This is a genomic window from Leadbetterella sp. DM7 (assembly GCF_040829825.2).
Lineage (GTDB): Bacteria > Bacteroidota > Bacteroidia > Cytophagales > Spirosomataceae > Leadbetterella.
The window spans coordinates 68,650-89,872 of record NZ_JBFOLH020000016.1 but is presented as its reverse complement, the minus strand read 5'-3'; the positions used below and the strand labels follow the sequence as shown (position 1 = coordinate 89,872).

Here is a 21,223-nt window from a genome sequence, read left to right as displayed (position 1 = left end):
GCAACATAAGCGTGTACCTAATTAATCATCTGCGTTTTTCGGGCTTTGCACCAATAGTGTATGCCTGCAAATCCCGTATTCCATTCATCATTAACAGTAGTACAAATTATGTTAGATAAAATAATTGAGTTTTCCATTCGGAATAAACTCATCATCGGGCTTTTTACCATAGCCCTTATCGGTTTAGGCTTATACGAAGCCACCAAATTACCGATCGACGCACAACCTGATATTACCAACAATCAGGTGCAGGTCATTACCGTAGCACCTTCCTTGGGAGCGACCGATATCGAACGTCTGGTTACTTTCCCTATCGAACAGGCAAACAGCAATATCAACGGTATTACCGAAATACGGAGTTTTTCCCGCTTTGGATTATCGTTGGTAACCATTGTCTTTGATGACAATACCGATGTGTATTGGGCAAGACAGCAGGTTGCTGAGAGATTACAAACCGTTCAGAATGAAATTCCGGATGGTGTAGGTACGCCCGAACTGGGGCCTATTTCCACTGGATTGGGAGAGATTTACCAATACGTGGTAAGACCCGAAAAAGGGTACGAAAACCAATTTGATGCCACCGAACTGCGTACCATTCAGGACTGGATCGTAAGGCGACAACTATTAGGTGTAAAAGGTGTTGCCGAAGTCAGCAGCTTCGGAGGTAAGCTGAAACAATATGAAATTGCGGTCAATTCCAACAAACTGCAATCGCTGAACCTCAGCATCAGTGACGTATTCACGGCATTGGAAAATAACAACCAGAATACTGGAGGTGCTTATATCGAAAAAGGCCCTACCGTGCTTTATATCCGTAGTGAAGGACTGATTGGGAATAAAGAAGATATCGAAAACATTTCGGTCACGGCAACGCAGGACGGTATTCCTGTATTGTTGAAAGATGTTGCCGAAGTGAAGACAGGCTATGCCACACGCTACGGAGCAATGACCTACAACGATCAGGGCGAAGTGTCAGGTGCAGTAGTGATGATGCTTAAGGGAGCCAACAGTGCTGAAGTCATCAAAAATGTAAAAGAACGCATAGCCGTCATCCAAAAAACATTGCCCAAGGGCGTGGTCATCGAACCCTTCCTCGACCGTACCAAGATGGTCAACAATGCCATCAGTACCATTGAGACCAACCTTGCCGAAGGAGCCTTGATCGTGGTCTTTGTACTGGTCTTGTTCCTCGGGAATTTCAGGGCGGGATTTCTGGTCGCTTCTGTGATTCCCCTTTCGATGCTGTTTGCCATCATTATGATGAATTTGTTTGGTGTGAGCGGTAACCTGATGAGCTTGGGAGCATTGGATTTCGGATTGATTGTGGACGGAGCGGTTATCATTGTAGAAGCGGTGCTGCACCAGATGCACGGAAAGAAATTTGCAGTCGCCAATCGTATTTCGCAGGACGAAATGAACCATCAGGTCAGCAATTCGGCTACAAAAATGGTCAATAGTGCCGTATTCGGACAGCTCATCATCCTGATCGTGTACCTGCCTATTTTCACGCTTGAAGGCATCGAGGGAAAAATGTTCAAGCCGATGGCACAGACCGTGGCTTTTGCCTTGATCGGTGCATTCATCCTTTCACTTACCTATATACCGATGATGAGTTCATTGGTGTTGAGTAAAAAAATCAAGCACAAACCCAATTTTTCTGACCGGATTATGCAAAAGTTGGAGAACATTCATCACAAAGCTCTCGCTAAGGTACTGCATTTCCCAAAAATCGTTATTGGTGTGGTGGTTTCCCTGTTCATCGTTGCAGTGCTTATTTTGTCTCGATTGGGAGGCGAATTTATTCCGGCATTGGAAGAAGGCGATTTTGCGGTAGATACCCGTGTATTGACGGGAAGTAACCTGAAAACAACGGTTGATTACACCCAGAAAGCAGCCCATATCCTCATAAGGGATTATCCCGAAGTAGAAAAGGTCGTGACCAAAATAGGAAGCGGTGAAGTACCTACCGACCCGATGCCGATGGAAGCGAGCGACCTGATGGTGATCCTGAAAGATAAAAAGGAATGGAAATCTGCCAAAACCTTTCCCGAACTGGCCGAAAAAATGGGCAAATCACTGGAAGCCGTTCCGGGCATTACCACCGGTTTTCAATATCCTGTGCAGATGCGTTTTAACGAACTGATGACCGGAGCAAGGCAGGATGTGGTCTGTAAGATTTTCGGTGAAGATCTGGACAGCCTGTCGGCTTATGCAGCCCGCTTAGGCGAAATCATCAAAACGGTAGAAGGAGCTCAGGACTTATACATCGAACCCATCACAGGGATGCCACAAGTGGTAATAAAATACAACCGTGCAAATATTTCCCAATATAATCTGAATATAACTAACATCAACAAAGTCGTGAACACTGCTTTTGCGGGACAAAGTACAGGTAAAGTGTATGAGGGCGAGAAGCGTTTTGAGCTTATGGTTCGTCTGGACGAAACACAACGTGAAAATCTGCAAGATATACGCAACCTACTTATCCCAACGGCCAAGGGCAATCAGATACCGTTGTATCAGGTAGCGGATGTACAGATCATAGAAGGGCCCGCACAGATTCAGCGTGAAGATGCCAAAAGGAGGATTGTGGTTGGCTTCAACGTTCGTGGACGTGATGTACAGAGCATCGTCAACGAATTGCAGGGCAAAGCCGATAAACAGATGGCATTTTCGCCCGGCTACTACGTAACTTACGGCGGAGCCTTTGAGAACTTGAATGAAGCCACGAACCGATTGATGGTAGCCGTTCCGGTTTCGCTGGTATTGATATTCATTCTGCTGTACTTCGCCTTTCGTTCCGTCAAGGAAAGTTTGTTGATCTATACCGCCATTCCTCTGTCTGCAATCGGTGGAATTTTCTTGTTGGCATTGCGTGGAATGCCGTTCAGCATCAGTGCAGGTATCGGTTTCATTGCCCTTTTCGGGGTAGCCGTACTCAATGGGATTGTGCTTTTCGCAGAGTTTAACCGGATGAAGCAAGCTGGAGAGAGAGAGCTGTACCAGATAGCATTGCTGGGAACCAAGACAAGGCTTCGCCCGGTACTGATGACCGCATTCGTGGCATCGCTCGGTTTCTTCCCGATGGCGGTGAGCAACGGTGCAGGAGCGGAAGTGCAGCGTCCGTTGGCAACGGTGGTAATCGGCGGTTTACTGTTTGCAACATTTCTGACCCTTTTTGTATTGCCCACTTTATTTGTACTGTTTGAAAAACTTAAATTCCCCAAACTGACATTCGGCGGGAAAAGTGCAACACTGCTTATTTTATTGGGTTTAAGTGGTTCGGCATTTTCCCAAAGCATTACACTCGAAGAAGCGGTAAAAATGGCTACGGAAAACAACCTGTCGGCAAAAAGCCAAAGCTTGCTCGCCGAATATTATAAAAAGCGGACGGCTACCGGAGCCAACATTCCACAGGCTGCCGTAACGGGCGAATTCGGACAGGTCAACAGTGCTAGTTCCGATAATAAATTCGGGATTTCACAATCTTTCAGTTTTCCGACTGTGTACAGCAACCAGAAGAAACTACTGAACGAAGAATGGAATTCGGCAGTTATTTCGGTGAACCTGAACAAACTGGATATCCGTAAGACTGTAAGTGAACTGTTTTACAAGATTTTGGTTTTGCGTGAGCGGGAAAAAATCCTGAACCGTACCGATGAAATGTATAAAGGGTTTTTAGAAAAAGCTTCTCTGCGAATGGAAAGCGGCGAAAGCAACCTGCTTGAAAAAACGGCTGCCGAAGTGCAACAGGAAAACATTGCTATACAATTAAAAGCGTTGGCAAACGAAATTGAGTTGGCAAAAATACAGCTTCAACTGATGCTGAATGCTGACACCCGCTATGAACCATCGGCTTCCGACATCGTTGTTATGGATGGACTTTTTGATGCGAATGCAGATGTCGCACAACATCCGGTCTTGCTATTGTCGGCACAGGAAATCGAAAAAGCAAAAGCATCGGTTCGATTAGAAAAATCGAAGCTGTTGCCCAATCTGTCCGTTGGTTATTTCAACCAGAGCTTCAGGGATTTGAACAGCAATCGCTTTAATTCCTTTCAGGTGGGTGTAGGCATACCTATTTTTTTCAAAGCACAGAAATCACAGATTAAAGCAGAGGAACAGCGTATTCTCTTCACGGAAAATGAACTCGCTTTGCGTAAAGCGGAATGGGAAAGCGGGTATGAAGCGGCATTGCAGCAGTACCGGACACAGCTTGACATCGTCGGGACGTATAAGAAAAAACAATTGCCGGCAGCCGAGCAGATTTTCAAAACAGCAGAAGAACAATTTGCCAATGGCGAAATCAATTACTTAGACTGGGTGATGCTCAATAATCAGGCCATTCAAATCCAGAGCGATTATTACGATGCCGTGATGCAGCTCAATTTCCAAATCATCAATCTTCAATATCTCATTTCAAAATAAATTATTCAAATGAAAAATATAGTCGGAATTTTCGTTTTGCTCCTGTTATGGAGTTGCGGAAATAAGGAAAATACAACAGAAGAAAACACTACGGAAGCTACCGAAAATGTGTTGAAACTATCGGACGAACAGCTAAAAGCATTCTCGCTGACGACCGTTGAATTACAAGAAAGAACCGTTACCAAAACGCTGAAACTGAACGGGACGGTGGACGTACCGCCACAAAACCTCGTGTCGGTGAGCAGTGCGTTGGGCGGATATGTAAAATCCACGAAATTGCTACCCGGAATGCACTTCCGAAAAGGTGAAGTGATCGCTGTAATGGAAGACAACCAGTTCATCCAACTGCAACAGGATTACCTGACGGCAAAGGCTCAATTGCAAAATGCAGAAGCCGAATACCACCGCCAGAAGCAATTGAACCAGAGTAAAGCAAGCAGTGATAAAGTGTATTTGCAGGCAAAAGCCAATTATGAAACGCTACTCATCAGCCAAAAGGCACTGGAAGAAAAACTGTGGTTAATCCATATCAATCCCTTCAATGTTTCGGTGAACAACATCAAACGTACTGCATCTGTGTATGCACCTTTTGACGGTTTCGTTTCGCAGGTTTTTGTGAATATAGGCAAATACGTTTCTCCATCGGATGTGTTGTTTGAACTGGTAAATCCGAAAGATTTGCACCTGAACCTAAAAGTATTTGAAAAAGATTGGGATAAAATCAGCATCGGACAATCGCTTACGGCATACACCAACAGCAATCCGGAGAAGAAATATGGAGGCGAAATCATTCTAATCGGTAAAAATATTTCCCAAGACCGGGCGGTGGAGGTTCACGCCCATTTCACGGAAAACAACGCAAAACTTATTCCTGGTCTTTATATGAATGCCGAAGTTCCCATACCCGAAATCAAAGCATTAGCACTTCCGGAGGAAAGCGTTGTGACTTTTGAAGGAAAACATTATGTCTTTGAAGTGCTGGAAAAGAACAGTTTCAGAATGACAGCAGTAGAAATCGGTTCCTCTGGAGATGGCTGGATAGAGATTGTCAATGAAAACCAATTAAGCGGTAAAAAAATCGCCCAAAAAGGAGCCTATACATTGTTAATGGCATTGAAAAATAAAGCAGAAGATTAAGATGAAACCATTGTTATTGATTACTTTCTTGTATGCGTTGAGCTTAAAAGCTCAAACAGTAGGCAAAGACACATTAAGCATTGAAGATAAAGCGTATAAATTTTCGGCAAAGAAACTGATCGTTCCTTCTGTTTTGATTTCATACGGAGCGTTGAGTTTGATGTCTGATGATTTAAAGTCATTGAACCAGTCCACACGCTACGAAACACGGGAACATATCATTGCCGGAGCAACCATAGACAATTATATGCAATATGCTCCGGCAGCAGCGGTATATGGACTTAATCTTGCCGGAGTTAAAGGAAAACATAATTTTAAAGACAGAACCATTATCTATGCTACGTCTCAATTAGTCTCTGCAGCATTGGTATTGCCCACAAAACAATTCGTAGGCGAAGAACGCCCCGATGGTTCCAATAATTTTTCTTTCCCGTCCGGACATACGGCTACAGCCTTCTCATCAGCCCATTTTATGTTCAGGGAATATAAGGACAGTAATTTCTGGCTTAGCATATCAGGGTATCCTCTGGCAGCTATGACAGGAATATACAGGGTATTCAACGATAAGCATTGGGTCGGTGATATTGTTGCGGGGGCAGGTATTGGTATCTTGTCCACCGAGATTGCCTATTGGCTGTTTCCTTTCACATCGAAATGGTTTTCGTCAAAAGAAGAAAGGGAAGCATTGTCTGTTGTTCCTTTCTATCAATCCAAAGCTGTTGGACTTACAATTATTAAAACATTTTAAAACAATGAAAACAATTATTAAGAAAGAGTTTACTGTAACTCATAGAATATTGCACTGGTCTTTGGGGCTTCTAATGACGGTACTGTTTATTACCGGATTTTTAAGAATGCAATGGATGGGTCGAAAGCCCATTGTTGCTGTTATCGAGCAGGATGCTCCCGGAGTAATGACAAAGGAACAGACAATGGCCATAGTCAACGATATCCTTAGCCCTATGTGGCAATGGCACGAATACACAGCGTATATTATCGTTTTTGTCTTCTTAATGAGGTTTGCTTATATACTGATGAAAGGAACTCGTTTCCCCAATCCTTTTATCGGAACACAGTCCATAAAAGCACGTCTGCAAAGGATGATATATATCTTATTTTATTGGTTTATAGTCATTGCTGCTATTACAGGATTTTATCTCAAATGGGGCGATGGGGATTTGAAAAAGCCTATGGAAACCGTACATAAGCTGGCGATATACTGGTTTCCGATTTTTATATTGGTACACTTTGCAGGAATTGTTATAGCAGAATTAACATTCAAAAAAGGAATAACGTCAAAAATGATTGGCGGAGATTAAATAGATAATTCGTATTAAAAAATAATTGGTAACCTACTAATTTAGTTATTCCATAAGTAGTTTCAATACTTGAAACTAATCATCTAAAATTAAAAAATATGACAACCTATAATATCCCAAAACATCTCACAGGTCTTTCGGAAGAAGAGCTAAAAATTTCTCAAAGTAAATTTGGCTATAACCAAGCAGACAGTATAAAAAAGAATACCTGGTACAATATGTTATTGGCTATTCTCAAAGAACCGATGTTGCTTTTACTCATTGCAGTGGCTGTTATCTATGTGATTGTGGGCAATTATTCCGAAGCGGCTTTTATGTTGGGAGCAATCATAGCTGTTTCAGGCATCTCATTCTATCAGGACAATCGCAGCAAAAAGGCATTGGAAGCTCTGGAAAAACTGAACGAACCACTCAGCACCGTTATACGAAATTCAAAAGTAATACAAATTCCCACTGGCGAAATTGCGGTGGGCGATTTGTGTATTATTGAAGAAGGAAAAATGATTAATGCCGATGGTGAAATAGTATACAGTAATGATTTTTCCGTAAATGAAGCCTCTCTTACAGGGGAAAGTTTTTCGGTGTTTAAAAATCAGGATACTGAAGATAGAAAAATATATAGCGGTACTTTGACAGTTTCAGGACTTGCGGTTTTTAAAGTTGAAAAAATCGGTTCAGAAACAAAGCTGGGAAAAATCGGGAAAACCATTCAGGAGATTAAAGAAGAGCATTCACCACTGCAAATCCAGATTACCAAATTTGTAAAATGGATGGCAATTTTTGGAATAGTGGTTTTTCTGATGGTTTGGGCATACAGTTTCTGGCAATCACGTAATATTATAGAAAGTCTATTGGTCGGGCTAACTTTGGCAATGTCCATTTTACCGGAAGAAATTCCCGTGGCTTTCACTACGTTTATGGCATTGGGAGCGTGGAAACTAATGCGTGAAGGTATAATAATCAAGCGAAGCAGCGTGGTAGAAACACTGGGAAGCACTACTGTAATTTGTACAGATAAAACCGGAACAATTACTGAAAATTCTATGCGACTGAAAGCCCTTTTCGATTATAAATCCAATCAGGTTTTTGACGAAGAACGTTTCAATGCACCCGAATTATCCGAACTCATTGCTTTTGCGATGTGGAGCAGCGAACCCGTTCCGTTTGACCCGATGGAAAAAACACTGCATCAGATTTATGAGCAAGCTCAACCGAATGACCGACGGAAAGATTTTCAAATGGTGCACGAATATCCGTTGGACGGTAAGCCTCCGATGATGACGCATCTTTTTGAAAACCATTCAGGCGAAAGAATAGTGGCAGCCAAAGGTGCTCCCGAAGCCATTCTTGCTGTTTCCAATCTTTCGGAACACGAAAAAGATAAACTGCGTCAGCATATTAGTGATTTTGGCAAACAAGGTTACCGGATATTAGGGGTTGCCAAATGTTATTTTAAGGGAAACAATTTTCCCGAAAAACAGCAGGATTTCAATTTTGACTTTTTAGGATTTACGGTATTTTACGACCCACCTAAAAAAAATATCCAGCAGGTATTCCGGAAAATTTACGATGCCGGAATTAAAGTAAAAGTGATTACAGGCGACAATGCTGACACCACAAATGCCATTGCCCGTCAAGCTGGGATTATCAACCATACTCCGGCTGTTAATGGTGCTGAAATCATTCATCATTCCGATGCGGAATTGATAGAACTTTCAAAGACAACAACTTTATTTACAAGGATGTTTCCCGAAGCAAAGCTGGCAATGGTAAACGCTTTGAAGCAAAACGGAGAAGTGGTAGCTATGTTGGGTGATGGTGTGAACGATGCCCCTGCACTGAAAGCCGCTCATATTGGTGTCGCTATGGGAAACAAAGGAACAGAAATAGCCAAAGCAGCAGCTTCACTGGTTATTACCAACGATGATTTAGACAAACTCATTACAGGAATTGCTGCAGGGCGACGGATTTACGCCAATATCAAAAAAGCCATTCAGTACATCATTTCCATTCATATCCCGATTATTCTGACCGTTTCACTGCCTTTGTTTTTAGGTTGGATTTACCCGCATATTTTTACGCCGGTACACGTTATTTTTCTGGAGCTCATTATGGGACCAACCTGTTCCATTGTCTATGAAAACGAACCGATAGAGAAAAATGCAATGTTACAAAAGCCACGTAAAATGACAGAAACCTTTCTGAACCGGAAAGAATTAAGCATCAGCATTATTCAAGGTCTGATAATTACAGCAGGTGTATTATTCGTTTATCAATTTGCTGTTCAAAAGGGAAGCAACGAAGAAACTACAAGAGCAATGGTTTTTACTACCTTAATTTTTGCCAATATATTTTTGAGCCTGGCGAACCGCTCTCTCGTTTATAGTATATTCGACAGCTTCAAATACAAAAACCGTTTATTTCCAGTTATCATCGGAGCCACGTTGGCATTACTTTTTGCCATATTGTATATACCACTTTTTGCCGATTTCTTTCACGTAGCCGGATTGAACATCCCGGAATTAGGACTGTCATTTCTAATTGCAGCGGCTTCGGTTTTGTGGTTTGAGATGTTTAAATGGATAAAAAGAAGATAGTAAAGAAATGATTTTGCAATGCGAGATTATTTTTAAAACCTACACAAAGGAAAATATGCCGTGAATATCTTATACGCCGAAATTATAGTGGATAATGACAAGGTAGCCTCCGAAACAAAAGCCTATCAGAAGATACCGCAGATTTTATCTTTCGTGGATGAGCAGGGCGAGGATAATATGAAGCAGGAAATCGAAAGCAATTACAAGCGGATAAAAGCGGACGTTATGAATATCGTTGTCAGTGAAATGGAGCGTATCAAGAACGACCCGAACTTACAGCATTTGGTGCAGGAGAACTAAAAATTAAAGTGCCAAATATTGTCCGTTAAAAAATTATCTCTATCTTTGCAAGTGAATACTAACTAACTTGTTTGGTTAGCCAATAAATAATATGGAAAAGTTTAGCGACAGACAAATAGAAATAATGGAAGCTGCAACGGCTCGGATTGATACTTACGGTATTCAAAACCTGACTATCAAAAATTTGGCAGCAGATATTGGCTTATCTGAACCTGCATTGTATCGCCATTTTAAAAGTAAGAATGATATTTTGCTTGGTTTGCTCAATTATTTCATCACGGGAATGAAAAACCGCCTCAATAACATTCCTATAAATCCTGATGCAACGGCAGCAGATGAATTGAGATCCATTTTCAATTCGCAGCTACAAACATTTACCAATAAACCCGCAATTGTCAGTGTGATTTTTGCAGAAAGTATTTTTCATTATGATGAAGGATTAAGTTATAAGGTTTCAGAGATAATGGACTTAATGCACCAATACGTCAATAAGAACATTGAAAAAGGACAAAAAGGCGGAACATACAACAAGCTAATAGGTGCATCTACGCTTACCACTATTATACTTGGAGGAATGAGAATGACGGTTTTGAAATGGAAACTTTCAGGACATAAATCCAACCTGATAAAAGACGGTACAGCAGTTTTAGAGGGAATTTTAAAAATGATTGAAAAGAAATAATTAGATTATGAAAAAAGTAATTGTATTCGGAGTGGGAATTTTGTTATTGTGGAGTTGTAATAATTCTACTGAAAAATCAACAACATATCAGGAAACTGAAAATCACGCAGAACATCATCACGATGAAAATTCAGAAGGTATCGAACTCAATAGTGGAGAAAAATGGCTTGTGAATGAAGAAATGAAACCCTTTGTATTGAAAGGCGAAGAATTGGTGAATGCCTATATCCAAGATGGAAAGGCAGATTATAAAACTCTTGCCGAACAATTAAAAGACCAAAACAGCCAGCTCATAAAAAGCTGTACAATGGACGGAAAAAGCCACGATGAACTGCACAAATGGCTGCACCCGCACCTTGAAATAGTTAAGGCGTTGGAGAATGAAACAGATGCAACAAAAGCCAATGAAGTTGTTCAGCAACTGCAATCTTCCTATCAGAAGTATCATCTATATTTCAACTAACCTTTTTGATAAATAATGAAACATATTAACCTAATAGAAACCATACTCTATGTAAGCGACCAGCAAGCAAGTGCTGTTTTTTATGCAAAACTGTTCAGACAAAACCCCGACCTGAATGTTCCTGGAATGACAGAATTTAAACTTTCTGAAAGTTGCAAATTGGGACTAATGCCAAACAAGGGAATTGCAAAAATACTATCGGACAAAATGCCACATCCAGACCAAGGAAATGGAATACCAAGGTGCGAGTTGTATTTTTATGTAGAAAATATTGAACTCGAATTTGAAAACGCAATAGAAATCGGCGCAAAACTAATAAGTGAAATTAAAGACCAAGATTGGGGTGACAAAGTTTGCTATTTTGCAGATATGGATGGACATATTATAGCTTTTGCTCAAAAATATTATAATCAAAAATAATTCATTATGAATATAGCAGACTTACATCAACAGGAAAAGGAAGTTTCCGCAATCAATTTTTTTAAAGGCGAATTGGGAACAGCAACGACTATTCAATTAGAACGAAATGGCACGTTAAAAGAACACATTACCAAAACTCCGGCATTACTTCTATGTGTTTCGGGTGTGGTTACTTATGAAGATGTTAATGAACAGAAGATTAAATTGCAGCAGGGAGATTATATCTTAATAACACCTAATCTAAAGCATTGGCTTCTTGCTTCTGCTAAATCTCAACTTATCCTATATAAATAAAAAAATTTGCTTAATTATGTTAGTGAACGCTCCCAAACTATTTATTATTCCGTTGCTATTTATCGGGTGGAATACCGTTCAGGCACAGGAAGTCTGGACACTGAAACAATGTATTGATACGGCACAGGTCTATAACAAAACCCTGCAAATCAACCGAAACCATATCAGCATCAGCGAACAAAGGGAAAAAGAAGCAAAAGCCAATCTTATTCCGAAAGTTACAGCCAATGCCGATTACAAATATTTTATGGAATTGCCTACGCAACTAATGCCGATGAATGCACTCAATCCGCAAGCACCGGAGGGACAATTCAGGGATTTACAATTTGGTGTTCCGCACAACATCAATGCAAATGTGCAGTTGGCAATGCCTTTGTATAATCCGCAGGTTTATGGAGCAATTAAGAATACAAAAATTGCAAATGAATTGACACAACTTCAATTTCAAAAATCGGAAGAACAGGTTTTATACGACATAACTACGCTGTATTACAATGCTCAAATTCTAAAACACCAATTGGATTTTTTGGAAAGCAATCTGATAAATACCCAAAAGTTATTAAAGAATATGGAATTGTTGAAAGAACAGTTATTGGCAAAGGGAACAGATGTGAGCAAAGTGAAATTGCAAGCCGAACAGTTAAATACCCAAAGAGAAAACGTTCACAACAAATACATTTCAATTCTGAATGCACTAAAACTGAATATCGGTATTCCGTTGGAGCAAAATATGACCGTTGTTTCTGAAATCGAACAACAAGCCTTAACTGAAAATAATGTAGAAAACATATTGGATTTGAAGATTATTCAGATACAAAATAAACTATTGAATAACGAATTGAGTACGCTGAACAAATCACGGTTTATGCCCTCACTGAATTTGATTGCTTCCTACGGAACAACAGGTTTTGGCTACGATAAAACACCAAACGATTTTCTGAAATTCTATCCCATAGGCTTTGCAGGTTTGCAACTGACTTACCCGCTTTTCAACGGAACGGTTACACAACGAAAAATCAATCAAAAGCAATTAGAAATCAGCAATAACGAGTTACAGGCTCAACTGATTGGCGATAAAAACAAAATGGAAATTGAAAATGCAACCCGACAGCGAAATACGGCACAGCAAACGGTTATCAATACCGAAAATCAAATCGCTTTGGCTCAATCCATTTATAAGCAAACCATTTTACAACAAAAACAAGGTACGGCAACGCTTACAGATGTTTTATTGGCTGATAATGCACTTCGTGAAGCACAGCAAAATTACTTGTCGGCAGTTGTAGATTATCTGAAAGCAGATTTGGAACTTAAAAAGCTGACAGGAACAATTAAGAATTAAAATAACGAATAAAAAATCAAGAAGATGAATTGGAAAAAAATAATCGGGATAATTGCTTTAATTGCGGTAATAGCACTCGTGTTCTTTAAACTGAAAAGCAACAAAGAAACCACCGAAAGCAAGGTATATCAATTCGACAAAGAACAACCGATTGCTGTAAGTGCGGACACTATTCGTTTGCAGACTATTGATGATGCAAATGCTTATACAGGCACATTTGAACCGAACAAAGAAACCAAAATCAGTGCGGATATACAGGGAAAAATCAATGCTGTTTTGGTAGATGTAGGAAGTAATGTAAACAAAGGACAAACACTTATTCAGTTGGATAATTCATTGTTGAAATTACAACTGCAAACGGTTGAAGTGCAGATTGAGGGTTTTGAAGATGATGTAAAACGCTATACGATTTTAACGGAAGCTGATGCCGTTCAGGGTGTGCAATTGGAAAAGGCAAAATTGGGATTGAAAGCTGCAAAAGTTCAGAAAGCGACTTTATTAGAGCAAATCAGTAAAACCAACATAAAAGCACCTTTCAACGGTGTTGTAACTGCCAAACTCAATGAGGAGGGCGGTTTTGCAGCACCGGGTATTCCGTTACTTCAAATCACGGACATAAGCACTTTACGCTTTACCGTCAATGTTCCCGAAAATGATTTGGTGCAGTTTCAAAACAATAAAACTTACAAAATCAGTGCTGATGTATATCCCGACATTTCCCTTTCGGGCAAAGTAACAATGTCAGGAAGCAAAGCCAATATGGGCAATAGTTTTCCTGTACAGTTTCAGGTTACCAATACAAAAAACTTAACTATAAAATCGGGAATGTTCGGTAAGGTAAATCTTTCTGACATCAAGCAAGAGCAAGGTATTCTTATTCCTGCATCTGCCATTATGGAAGAAAACGGAAAAGCAAAAGTGTATCTGATAAAAAATGGAAAAACTGTTTTGCAAACGATAATTATATCAAGAAATATTGGCAATAAAACGCTTGTATCAGAAGGATTAAATGAAAACGATGTCATTGTTACCAATGGTTTTATCAACCTGTTTGACGGAGCGAATATAACGACTAAATAAAATCAGCAAAAATGAACATCACAGAAATATCAATAAAACGTCCCTCGCTGATTATCGTACTTTTCAGCGTGTTTGCCTTGTTGGGGGTTATCGGCTACAAGAATTTGAGTTATGAGTTAATGCCCGATTTTAATCAGCCTGTTGTGGTCATCCGAACGGTTTATCCCGGTGCAGAACCCAACGAGGTAGAAACTTCCGTTTCCCGAAAAATTGAAGATGCACTTTCCAATTTGGAGGGTGTAGATTATTTGCTTACCAAATCATTACCCAATGCTTCTATCATCATTGCCAATCTGAAATACGGAACGGATTTAGACAAAACAATGCAGGACGCTCAACGCTACATTGACAATATCCGAAAGGACTTGCCTGATGATGTTCAAAATCCTGTAATGAGCAAGGTATCGCCTAATGATTTGCCGATAATGTCGGTAAGTGCAACAAGCAATTTAGACCCGACAGTGTTTTATCAAAAAATGAAAGACGATTACCTGCCACAAGTCCAACAGCTAAAAGGAGTGGCTGAGATAACCATTTTAGGCGGAGAAGAAAGGGAAATTCAAATCAAAGTCGATAAAGAAAAATTGAAGCTCTATAAAATTTCTTTGTATCAGGTAGTGGAAGCCGTTAATCGTTCTGGGATTGATTTACCTGCGGGGAAATTACAGACCGATACAGAAAATAATTCGGTGCGGTTGGTAGGCAAATTCAGCACAATCAGGGATATTCAAAATGTTCAGGTTGCAATGCCTTTTCCAAACAGTCCTGTTTATGTTAAGGATATAGCAGCAGTAACGGACGGCATCAAAGAAATTACATCTTACAGTCGTTACAACGGCAAAAACGGTATTGGCTTAATGATAAAAAAACAAGGCGATGCCAATGCTGTTGATGTGTCAAAACTGATTAGGGAAAAATTTCAGTCTATTGAACAACAAAATGCCAATGCAGACGTGAAGTTTGTAATTACGGACGATAGTACCGACAATACCATTGCAGCCGTTAATTCGGTGGTGTTTGATTTGATTTTAGCCGTTATTTTGGTTTCGTTGGTAATGTTGCTGTTCCTTCGAAGTTTCAGAAACTCGCTGATTGTTTTGGTTGCCATTCCTACTTCTTTAATTACCGCTTTTGCTGTGATGTGGCTTTTGGGTTATACACTCAACCTGATGACTTTGCTTGCTATGTCTTTAATCATTGGTATCTTGGTGGACGATGCTACCGTAGTTTTAGAAAACATCCAACGCCATTTGGATAAAGGCAAGGAAAAAAGAACGGCAGCAATGGACGGACGAATGGAAATCGGTTTTTCAGCATTATCCATTACATTAGTTGATGTAGTAGTGTTTTTACCAATTTTATTTTTACAGGTTTTCGTTGCCGATATGCTCAAACAGTTTTCAGTAGTGGTTATCACTTCAACATTGACAAGTTTATTGGTAGGTTTTACTTTAACGCCTTGGCTGGCTTCACGCATCGGAAAAAAAGAAGATTTGCAACCGACTAATATCTTCAACCGTTTTTTGCTTTGGTTCGCGCATCAGTTAGACCAATTTATCAGTTGGTATGGTAAAACACTAAATTGGGTTTTAAATCACAAACTCATTTTTACAGCATTTGTTTTGTTGCTTTTCGTGGGTACGGCAGCAATGATGAAACAGGGAATTATCGGAAAAGAACTCATTTCAACAGGCGACCAAGGAAAATTCCGTCTGGCATTAGAGTTTGATAAAAGCACTTCTATTCAGCAAAACAATTTGGTTTCCGGAAAAATTGAAAACTATATTTTACAGCAACCCGAAGTTGCAACTGTTTTTAGTAATGTAGGAGGACCAAGTACAGGCATTGGTAGTTTGGGAGTTGGCTCTGCAAATAAAACCGAATTTACCATTCAACTAAAATCCAAGAAAGAAACCGTTAATCTTTCTACCGAAACCTTTATGCGGAAATTGAGAGCGGATTTACAAAAAGAATATTCAGGTATTAATTTTTCTATGATAGCATTAGGTTTAATTCCACGTTCTGCACCGATAGAAATTACATTAAGCGGAAGCGACCTAAACCAAGTAATGCAAACGGGCAATAATTTAAAAGCAGTCATTGAAAAAATTCCCGGAGCAGATAATGTACGGCTTTCGGTAGAAGCAGGAAGTCCTGAATTAAAAGTAATTCCCGATAATGATAAAATGCAGCGTTTGGGATTAAATACGGCTTATGTGGGAATGAATATGCGTACCGCTTTTACAGGAAATGACGATGCTACTTTAACAGAAAACGGAACAGAATATCCTGTACGGATTTGGTTGGATAAATTCAGCCGTAAAAATTATGATGATGTGAAACAGCTCAACATCATAAACCCAATGGGAGTTCCGATTGAGGTTTCACAATTTGCCGAAATTGAACGGGATAATTCACCCTCTTTATTGGAACGAAAAGACCGACAACCTGCGGTTACATTAACGTCCGATGCACTCGGCAGACCTTCGGGTACAGTGGCAGATGATGTAGTAGCATATCTCAAAAAAAATCCATTGCCAAATGGAATAGAAATGACTTGGGGAAGTGATATTAAAAGGCAAAACGACAGTTTCGGGGCTTTGGGTTCGGTATTGCTGATTTCATTCTTATTGATTTATTTGATTATGGTAGCATTATACGACAGTTACATTTATCCATTTGTTGCCTTATTTGCCATACCTGTTGCAGCTATCGGAGCATTTTTAGCTTTGAATTTATCGTTAAGTAATTTGACCCTATTTGCTTTGCTTGGATTGATTATGCTAATGGGACTGGTAACAAAAAATTCTATTTTGATTGTGGACTTTACCAACCAACTGAAAGCCGGGGGCAAACATTACAAAGAAGCATTGATTACCGCAGGAAAAGAACGTATGCGACCAATTTTGATGACAACTTTATCAATGGCAATAGGAATGTTGCCCATCGCATTAGCCAGCGGAACAGCAGCCGAATGGAAAAACGGTTTGGCGTGGGTAATTATTGGCGGTTTGCTTTCTTCATTGGCATTGACGGTTTATTTAGTGCCGATGGTGTATGACGTGGTGGATAGTCTGAAAGCAAAATTTAAAAGGGAGTAGTTCAACATTACATTGTATAACAAAATGGCTCTATGTATGGAAGGTTTTTATAACAAAACACTAAGCAAATTAGAAATGGCAATCAAAGAATTAGAGATTGATGCTAATAATCCTTTACAGCGGATTGAAACCATAATATCTAAGATTGTTAGCTGCCTGTCTGAAGTAAAAAAATACGTGCTGAAAGAGGGGTTTAAAGATTTGGAAGAAGAAGTTTATTTTTTTAAGTATCAGAAGCCTGTTATCGTTGCCAAACTCATTTATTACAATACTATTTATAAGATAGAAGCCAAAAAACCTTTCGGCGGAAAGCAGGTTATGGAAGCTTGTTTGAATGAAAAATTGGTAAAGCTGAAAAGGTTCAGGAAGAAGTGGTAACCTATCCGGACGGAGCATCACGATTGAATTTTGTCTATGGAATAAGTAAAGAAAAATGGTGTAAACCGAAAAAGCGATGAGCGTTGTTCTGGACTACTTACATATCATCAAACTGTACCACCAAGCTCATCCTGTCATCCAATATTTTTGTATCATTAATCAAAATAATGGAGAGTAATGGATTACAGTATCAAAAAAGTAGGTCTTAACGATTTAGACACAACAGCAGAGTTATTCAATCTTTATCGGATTTTCTATCGCCAGACAGACGATTATGAAAAGTGTAAGCAGTTCATTAAGGAACGATTGGACAATGACCAATCACATATATTTGTGGTTTATGCCGAAGGCAAAGCAGTTGGTTTTGTTCAATTGTATAAACTGTATCATTATATCAAATTGGCAAAGCAATGGCTGTTGAGCGATTTGTTTGTTCGTCCCGATTACAGAGGTAAAGGACTTTCGGTAGCATTGATAGACAGGGCCAAACAGTGGTGTGATGAGACAGGAGCTTGCGGATTGATGTTGGAAACTGAAAAAACGAACGACATTGGCAACAAGCTTTATCCACGTTGCGGATTTGAATATGACGATAAGCACAATTATTACTATTGGTGGAAATAAAAAGAAAAGGCGGACTACGTCAGTTCGCCTGCAATTGGTCGGATGGCTGAGTGGCAAGGCAAGGATACGCAATATCTTTTACAATGGTTCAAATCCATTTCCGACCTCAAAATAATCCAAGAAAACATCAACGTATGAATGAAGAAATCTTGCGAAATATGGCAGTCATACAAGAACGGATAAACAATGCCTGCAAGGAAAGTAACAGAAATCCCAATGAAGTAAAATTGTTATTAGCAACTAAAACCGTACCTGCCGAACGTATCAAAATTGCATTGCAAGCAGGACATACACTGATAGCAGAAAACAAAGTCCAGGAACTCAAAGAAAAATATGAAGCATTGAAAGGTGTTTCGCATACCAATCATTTCATTGGGCATTTGCAAACCAATAAAATCAAAGAGGTTTTAAAATATGATGTTTCCTGTATTCAATCGCTTGACCGTATAGACTTGGCAGAAAAGTTACAGCAACGTTTGGAGTATGAAGATAAAACCATAGATGTACTTGTACAGGTCAATACGTCCAATGAAGAAAGTAAATTCGGGGTGCATCCCGATAAAGCCATAGCTTTGGTTCAGCAGATTGCCCGATTGAACCGACTAAAAATAAAAGGATTGATGACCATTGGTTTATTCAGTGCTGAAACCGAGAAAGTGAGACAATGCTTTAAATTATTGAAAAGTATTCAACAGGAAATTATCGCAATAAACATTCCTGATATACAAATGAAAGAATTGTCAATGGGAATGAGCGGCGATTTGGAAACAGCCATAGAGGAAGGCGCAACCATCATAAGGGTAGGTACAGCTGTTTTCGGACAGCGTATTTACCCTGATAGTTATTATTGGAATGAACAAAAAGCATAGACAATGAATGTACATTATTTTCAACACGTACCATTTGAAGGATTAGGATACATTGAGACTTGGTTAAAAGAGAATCATCATCATATTTCAGTTACAAAATTTTTTGAAACAGATTTTCTATTGCCTGATATTTCAGAGATAGATGCGTTGATTGTAATGGGTGGCCCGATGGGCGTGTATGATGAAACACAATTCCCTTGGTTGAAACAGGAAAAAGCATTTATAAAATCGTGTGTCCAATCCGGTAAAAATGTGTTGGGAATTTGCTTAGGTGCTCAATTGATTGCCGATTGTTTGGGAGCAAAAGTAGTTTCGGCAAAGAACAAAGAAATCGGGTGGTTTCCTGTTTTTCCTACAGAGGGATGTAAGCAAATCGCTTGGTTTTATGAACTGTTCAAACATAATCCGGTTGTATTCCATTGGCACGGAGACCAGTTTGAAATTCCTCAAAACAGCAGTCTGAATTTACTGTATTCGGGAGCCAATATCAATCAGGCATTTTACTACAATCAACATATCATCGGCTTACAATTTCATTTAGAAGTAACTATAGAAAGTTTAATGCAAATGACCGAAAACGGGAAAGATGAACTTTTGTATAACCTACCCTATGTACAAAGTGAAAATGAATTATTGAAGAACAACAGCCATATTGCTCAATGCAACAGACTGATGGATAGAATTCTTTCAAATTGGATAAACGTGATTTAAATCAACCCTTTAGCAATCCTCCCCAACTGTTTCAGCTTGTCATCTATCTGTTCCGACCAGCGTTGCCCGTAGCTTAACCGCATACAGTTGTTAAACTGGTTTTGCAGTGAAAACATTCTGCCCGGAGCAATGCTTATTTTTTGACGAATAGCCCGGTCGTACAATTCCTTCGTATCAATATTTTTATCCAATTCTACCCAAAGCATAAATCCGCCTTGCGGACGGCTGATTTTAGTCCTTTCCGGAAAATACTCGGCAACAGCCCTGGCAAATTGCAGACTGTTGGCGTGCAATTCAGTTCTCAACTTCCGAAGATGATGTTCATACCTGCCTTTTTCAAGGAAGTTGGCAATGGCTTCCTGTGTGATGGTAGTAGAAGAAACGGTATGAATGAGTTTATGATGAACTATTTTATCTTTAAACTTTCCCGGAGCTAACCAGCCCACACGATAACCCGGAGCCAATGTTTTGGAAACAGAACCACTCCAAAGTACTAACCCCTCTTCATCAAATGCTTTACAAGGTTTAGGGCGGCTGTTGTTTCCGAAATACACATCGCCATACAAATCATCTTCTATAAGCGGAATACCTCGTTCCGAAAGCATCTTTACCACTTCCCTTTTATGCTCATCAGGCATACAGCTTCCCAAGGGGTTGTTGAAATTAGAAACCAGCATACACACTTTTATTTGGGGCAATATTTTTTTCAAAGCATCGGGTTCAATACCTGTAACCGGATGTGTCGGCAGTTCAATGACATTTAATCCCAAACTTTTAGCCAACTGCAATATGCCGAAATAAACAGGGCTTTCCACAGCAATGGTATCGCCCTTTTGTGTAAGTGCCATCAACCCGAATGAAATAGCATTCATAGCTCCGGCAGTCGTAATAATATCATCTTCACTTAAATTTCCGTTCCATGTATAAGTCAATCGGGCAATATCCCTGCGTAGCTTTCTGTTTCCCTGAATTTCTTCATACTCAGTACCGTTTCCTTTGAGATGACGCATGGCGTTGACCAACTCTTTGTTGAGTTTTGCAATAGGCAATAATTCGTTTTCGGGAACACCCAAAGAAAGCCGGGTAACGTCATTATTGCTTAACGTTGAATACACTTTGGAAATCAGTGTTTCTACACTTTCAGGTTTTGCCCGATTAGCAGGCTTACTCACGGAAGGAACAGACAAATTGGAAGGCTTGTAATTCACATAATAGCCGGACTGTGGTCGGGAAACAATCAGTCCATTGGCTTCCAACTCCAAATACGCTTGTATGGCTGTGTTCATACTCACACCGTATTCTTTACGCAGCGTACGTAATGACGGCATTTTATCACCTGTTTTCAGTGTGCCGTTTTTGATTTGTTCCGTAAGAACCGTTGCTATTCTTTGATATAAAACTTCTTTCATTGTTTTTTATACTGTACCCTGCAAAATTACAAAATTTGTATCTGTAACCATACGTTTTTTCTTCCTTAT

18 protein-coding genes and 1 tRNA gene are annotated in these 21,223 nt (G+C 39.7%); 18 read left to right on the top strand and 1 reads right to left on the bottom strand.

From position 1 onward, the window contains the following. The first annotated feature begins 108 nt into the window (after nt 1-108). The 18 genes from AB2U10_RS16120 (at nt 109) to AB2U10_RS16035 (ending at nt 19,745) form a co-directional block, all read left to right on the top strand. Entirely contained in the window at nt 109-4,428 is a 4,320-nt protein-coding gene (locus AB2U10_RS16120) for a CusA/CzcA family heavy metal efflux RND transporter (protein WP_367915876.1), read from the top strand. 9 nt (nt 4,429-4,437) lie between these two features. Beyond that, entirely contained in the window at nt 4,438-5,565 is a 1,128-nt protein-coding gene (locus tag AB2U10_RS16115) for an efflux RND transporter periplasmic adaptor subunit (RefSeq protein ID WP_367915875.1), read from the top strand. 1 nt (nt 5,566) lies between these two features. Further along, entirely contained in the window at nt 5,567-6,313 is a 747-nt protein-coding gene (locus AB2U10_RS16110; RefSeq protein WP_367915874.1) for a phosphatase PAP2 family protein, read from the top strand. A 4-nt stretch (nt 6,314-6,317) separates the two neighbouring features. Next, nucleotides 6,318-6,884: a cytochrome b/b6 domain-containing protein gene (locus AB2U10_RS16105; RefSeq protein WP_367915873.1), complete on the top strand. Its 567-nt coding sequence runs from the start codon at nt 6,318-6,320 to the stop codon at nt 6,882-6,884. A gap of 98 nt (nt 6,885-6,982) precedes the next feature. Beyond that, a complete protein-coding gene (locus AB2U10_RS16100) occupies nt 6,983-9,481 on the top strand; it encodes a cation-translocating P-type ATPase (RefSeq protein ID WP_367915872.1) in 2,499 nt (832 codons plus the stop codon). A 60-nt stretch (nt 9,482-9,541) separates the two neighbouring features. Then, nucleotides 9,542-9,781, top strand: a complete 240-nt coding sequence (locus AB2U10_RS16095; protein ID WP_367915871.1) for a hypothetical protein — start codon at nt 9,542-9,544, stop codon at nt 9,779-9,781. A gap of 91 nt (nt 9,782-9,872) precedes the next feature. After that, nucleotides 9,873-10,463, top strand: a complete 591-nt coding sequence (locus AB2U10_RS16090; protein ID WP_367915870.1) for a TetR/AcrR family transcriptional regulator — start codon at nt 9,873-9,875, stop codon at nt 10,461-10,463. Between the two features lie 7 nt (nt 10,464-10,470). Beyond that, complete coding sequence (locus AB2U10_RS16085) at nt 10,471-10,926, top strand: hypothetical protein (RefSeq protein ID WP_367915869.1); 456 nt, start codon at nt 10,471-10,473, stop codon at nt 10,924-10,926. A gap of 15 nt (nt 10,927-10,941) precedes the next feature. Next, nucleotides 10,942-11,346 (top strand): VOC family protein, encoded by a 405-nt coding sequence (locus tag AB2U10_RS16080; protein WP_367915868.1) that lies wholly within the window; start codon nt 10,942-10,944, stop codon nt 11,344-11,346. A gap of 6 nt (nt 11,347-11,352) precedes the next feature. Further along, nucleotides 11,353-11,640, top strand: coding sequence for a cupin domain-containing protein (locus AB2U10_RS16075; RefSeq protein WP_367915867.1), 288 nt, complete (start codon nt 11,353-11,355; stop codon nt 11,638-11,640). 16 nt (nt 11,641-11,656) lie between these two features. Further along, the gene (locus AB2U10_RS16070; RefSeq protein WP_367915866.1) at nt 11,657-12,982 is read left to right on the top strand and encodes a TolC family protein; all 1,326 of its coding nucleotides are present in this window, start codon (nt 11,657-11,659) and stop codon (nt 12,980-12,982) included. A 24-nt stretch (nt 12,983-13,006) separates the two neighbouring features. Next, entirely contained in the window at nt 13,007-14,062 is a 1,056-nt protein-coding gene (locus AB2U10_RS16065; RefSeq protein WP_367915865.1) for an efflux RND transporter periplasmic adaptor subunit, read from the top strand. An 11-nt stretch (nt 14,063-14,073) separates the two neighbouring features. Continuing rightward, the gene (locus AB2U10_RS16060) at nt 14,074-17,163 is read left to right on the top strand and encodes an efflux RND transporter permease subunit (protein WP_367915864.1); all 3,090 of its coding nucleotides are present in this window, start codon (nt 14,074-14,076) and stop codon (nt 17,161-17,163) included. 36 nt (nt 17,164-17,199) lie between these two features. Next, the gene (locus AB2U10_RS16055) at nt 17,200-17,541 is read left to right on the top strand and encodes an RteC domain-containing protein (RefSeq protein ID WP_367915863.1); all 342 of its coding nucleotides are present in this window, start codon (nt 17,200-17,202) and stop codon (nt 17,539-17,541) included. 177 nt (nt 17,542-17,718) lie between these two features. Beyond that, a complete protein-coding gene (locus tag AB2U10_RS16050) occupies nt 17,719-18,165 on the top strand; it encodes a GNAT family N-acetyltransferase (RefSeq protein ID WP_367915862.1) in 447 nt (148 codons plus the stop codon). 36 nt (nt 18,166-18,201) lie between these two features. Continuing rightward, nucleotides 18,202-18,272 (top strand) — tRNA-Ala (locus AB2U10_RS16045). 27 nt (nt 18,273-18,299) lie between these two features. Next, nucleotides 18,300-19,034 (top strand): YggS family pyridoxal phosphate-dependent enzyme, encoded by a 735-nt coding sequence (locus AB2U10_RS16040; RefSeq protein WP_367915861.1) that lies wholly within the window; start codon nt 18,300-18,302, stop codon nt 19,032-19,034. 3 nt (nt 19,035-19,037) lie between these two features. Next, entirely contained in the window at nt 19,038-19,745 is a 708-nt protein-coding gene (locus AB2U10_RS16035) for a type 1 glutamine amidotransferase (protein WP_367915860.1), read from the top strand. Here AB2U10_RS16035 and AB2U10_RS16030 read toward each other — a convergent pair. Continuing rightward, a complete protein-coding gene (locus tag AB2U10_RS16030; protein ID WP_367915859.1) occupies nt 19,742-21,154 on the bottom strand; it encodes an aminotransferase-like domain-containing protein in 1,413 nt (470 codons plus the stop codon). The genes AB2U10_RS16035 and AB2U10_RS16030 overlap by 4 nt on opposite strands. Nucleotides 21,155-21,223 lie beyond the last annotated feature (69 nt).

Excerpts from the sequence above, each read along its gene's own strand:
- AB2U10_RS16040 (WP_367915861.1), top strand. The coding sequence starts at position 18,300 with ATGAATGAAGAAATCTTGCGAAATATGGCAGTCATACAAGAACGGATA.
- AB2U10_RS16070 (WP_367915866.1), top strand. The coding sequence starts at position 11,657 with ATGTTAGTGAACGCTCCCAAACTATTTATTATTCCGTTGCTATTTATC.
- AB2U10_RS16110 (WP_367915874.1), top strand. The coding sequence starts at position 5,567 with ATGAAACCATTGTTATTGATTACTTTCTTGTATGCGTTGAGCTTAAAA.
- AB2U10_RS16115 (WP_367915875.1), top strand. The coding sequence starts at position 4,438 with ATGAAAAATATAGTCGGAATTTTCGTTTTGCTCCTGTTATGGAGTTGC.
- AB2U10_RS16080 (WP_367915868.1), top strand. The coding sequence starts at position 10,942 with ATGAAACATATTAACCTAATAGAAACCATACTCTATGTAAGCGACCAG.
- AB2U10_RS16100 (WP_367915872.1), top strand. The coding sequence starts at position 6,983 with ATGACAACCTATAATATCCCAAAACATCTCACAGGTCTTTCGGAAGAA.
- AB2U10_RS16035 (WP_367915860.1), top strand. The coding sequence starts at position 19,038 with ATGAATGTACATTATTTTCAACACGTACCATTTGAAGGATTAGGATAC.
- AB2U10_RS16120 (WP_367915876.1), top strand. The coding sequence starts at position 109 with ATGTTAGATAAAATAATTGAGTTTTCCATTCGGAATAAACTCATCATC.
- AB2U10_RS16050 (WP_367915862.1), top strand. The coding sequence starts at position 17,719 with ATGGATTACAGTATCAAAAAAGTAGGTCTTAACGATTTAGACACAACA.
- AB2U10_RS16105 (WP_367915873.1), top strand. The coding sequence starts at position 6,318 with ATGAAAACAATTATTAAGAAAGAGTTTACTGTAACTCATAGAATATTG.
- AB2U10_RS16055 (WP_367915863.1), top strand. The coding sequence starts at position 17,200 with ATGGAAGGTTTTTATAACAAAACACTAAGCAAATTAGAAATGGCAATC.
- AB2U10_RS16075 (WP_367915867.1), top strand. The coding sequence starts at position 11,353 with ATGAATATAGCAGACTTACATCAACAGGAAAAGGAAGTTTCCGCAATC.
- AB2U10_RS16085 (WP_367915869.1), top strand. The coding sequence starts at position 10,471 with ATGAAAAAAGTAATTGTATTCGGAGTGGGAATTTTGTTATTGTGGAGT.
- AB2U10_RS16060 (WP_367915864.1), top strand. The coding sequence starts at position 14,074 with ATGAACATCACAGAAATATCAATAAAACGTCCCTCGCTGATTATCGTA.
- AB2U10_RS16065 (WP_367915865.1), top strand. The coding sequence starts at position 13,007 with ATGAATTGGAAAAAAATAATCGGGATAATTGCTTTAATTGCGGTAATA.
- AB2U10_RS16030 (WP_367915859.1), bottom strand. The coding sequence starts at position 21,154 with ATGAAAGAAGTTTTATATCAAAGAATAGCAACGGTTCTTACGGAACAA.
- AB2U10_RS16090 (WP_367915870.1), top strand. The coding sequence starts at position 9,873 with ATGGAAAAGTTTAGCGACAGACAAATAGAAATAATGGAAGCTGCAACG.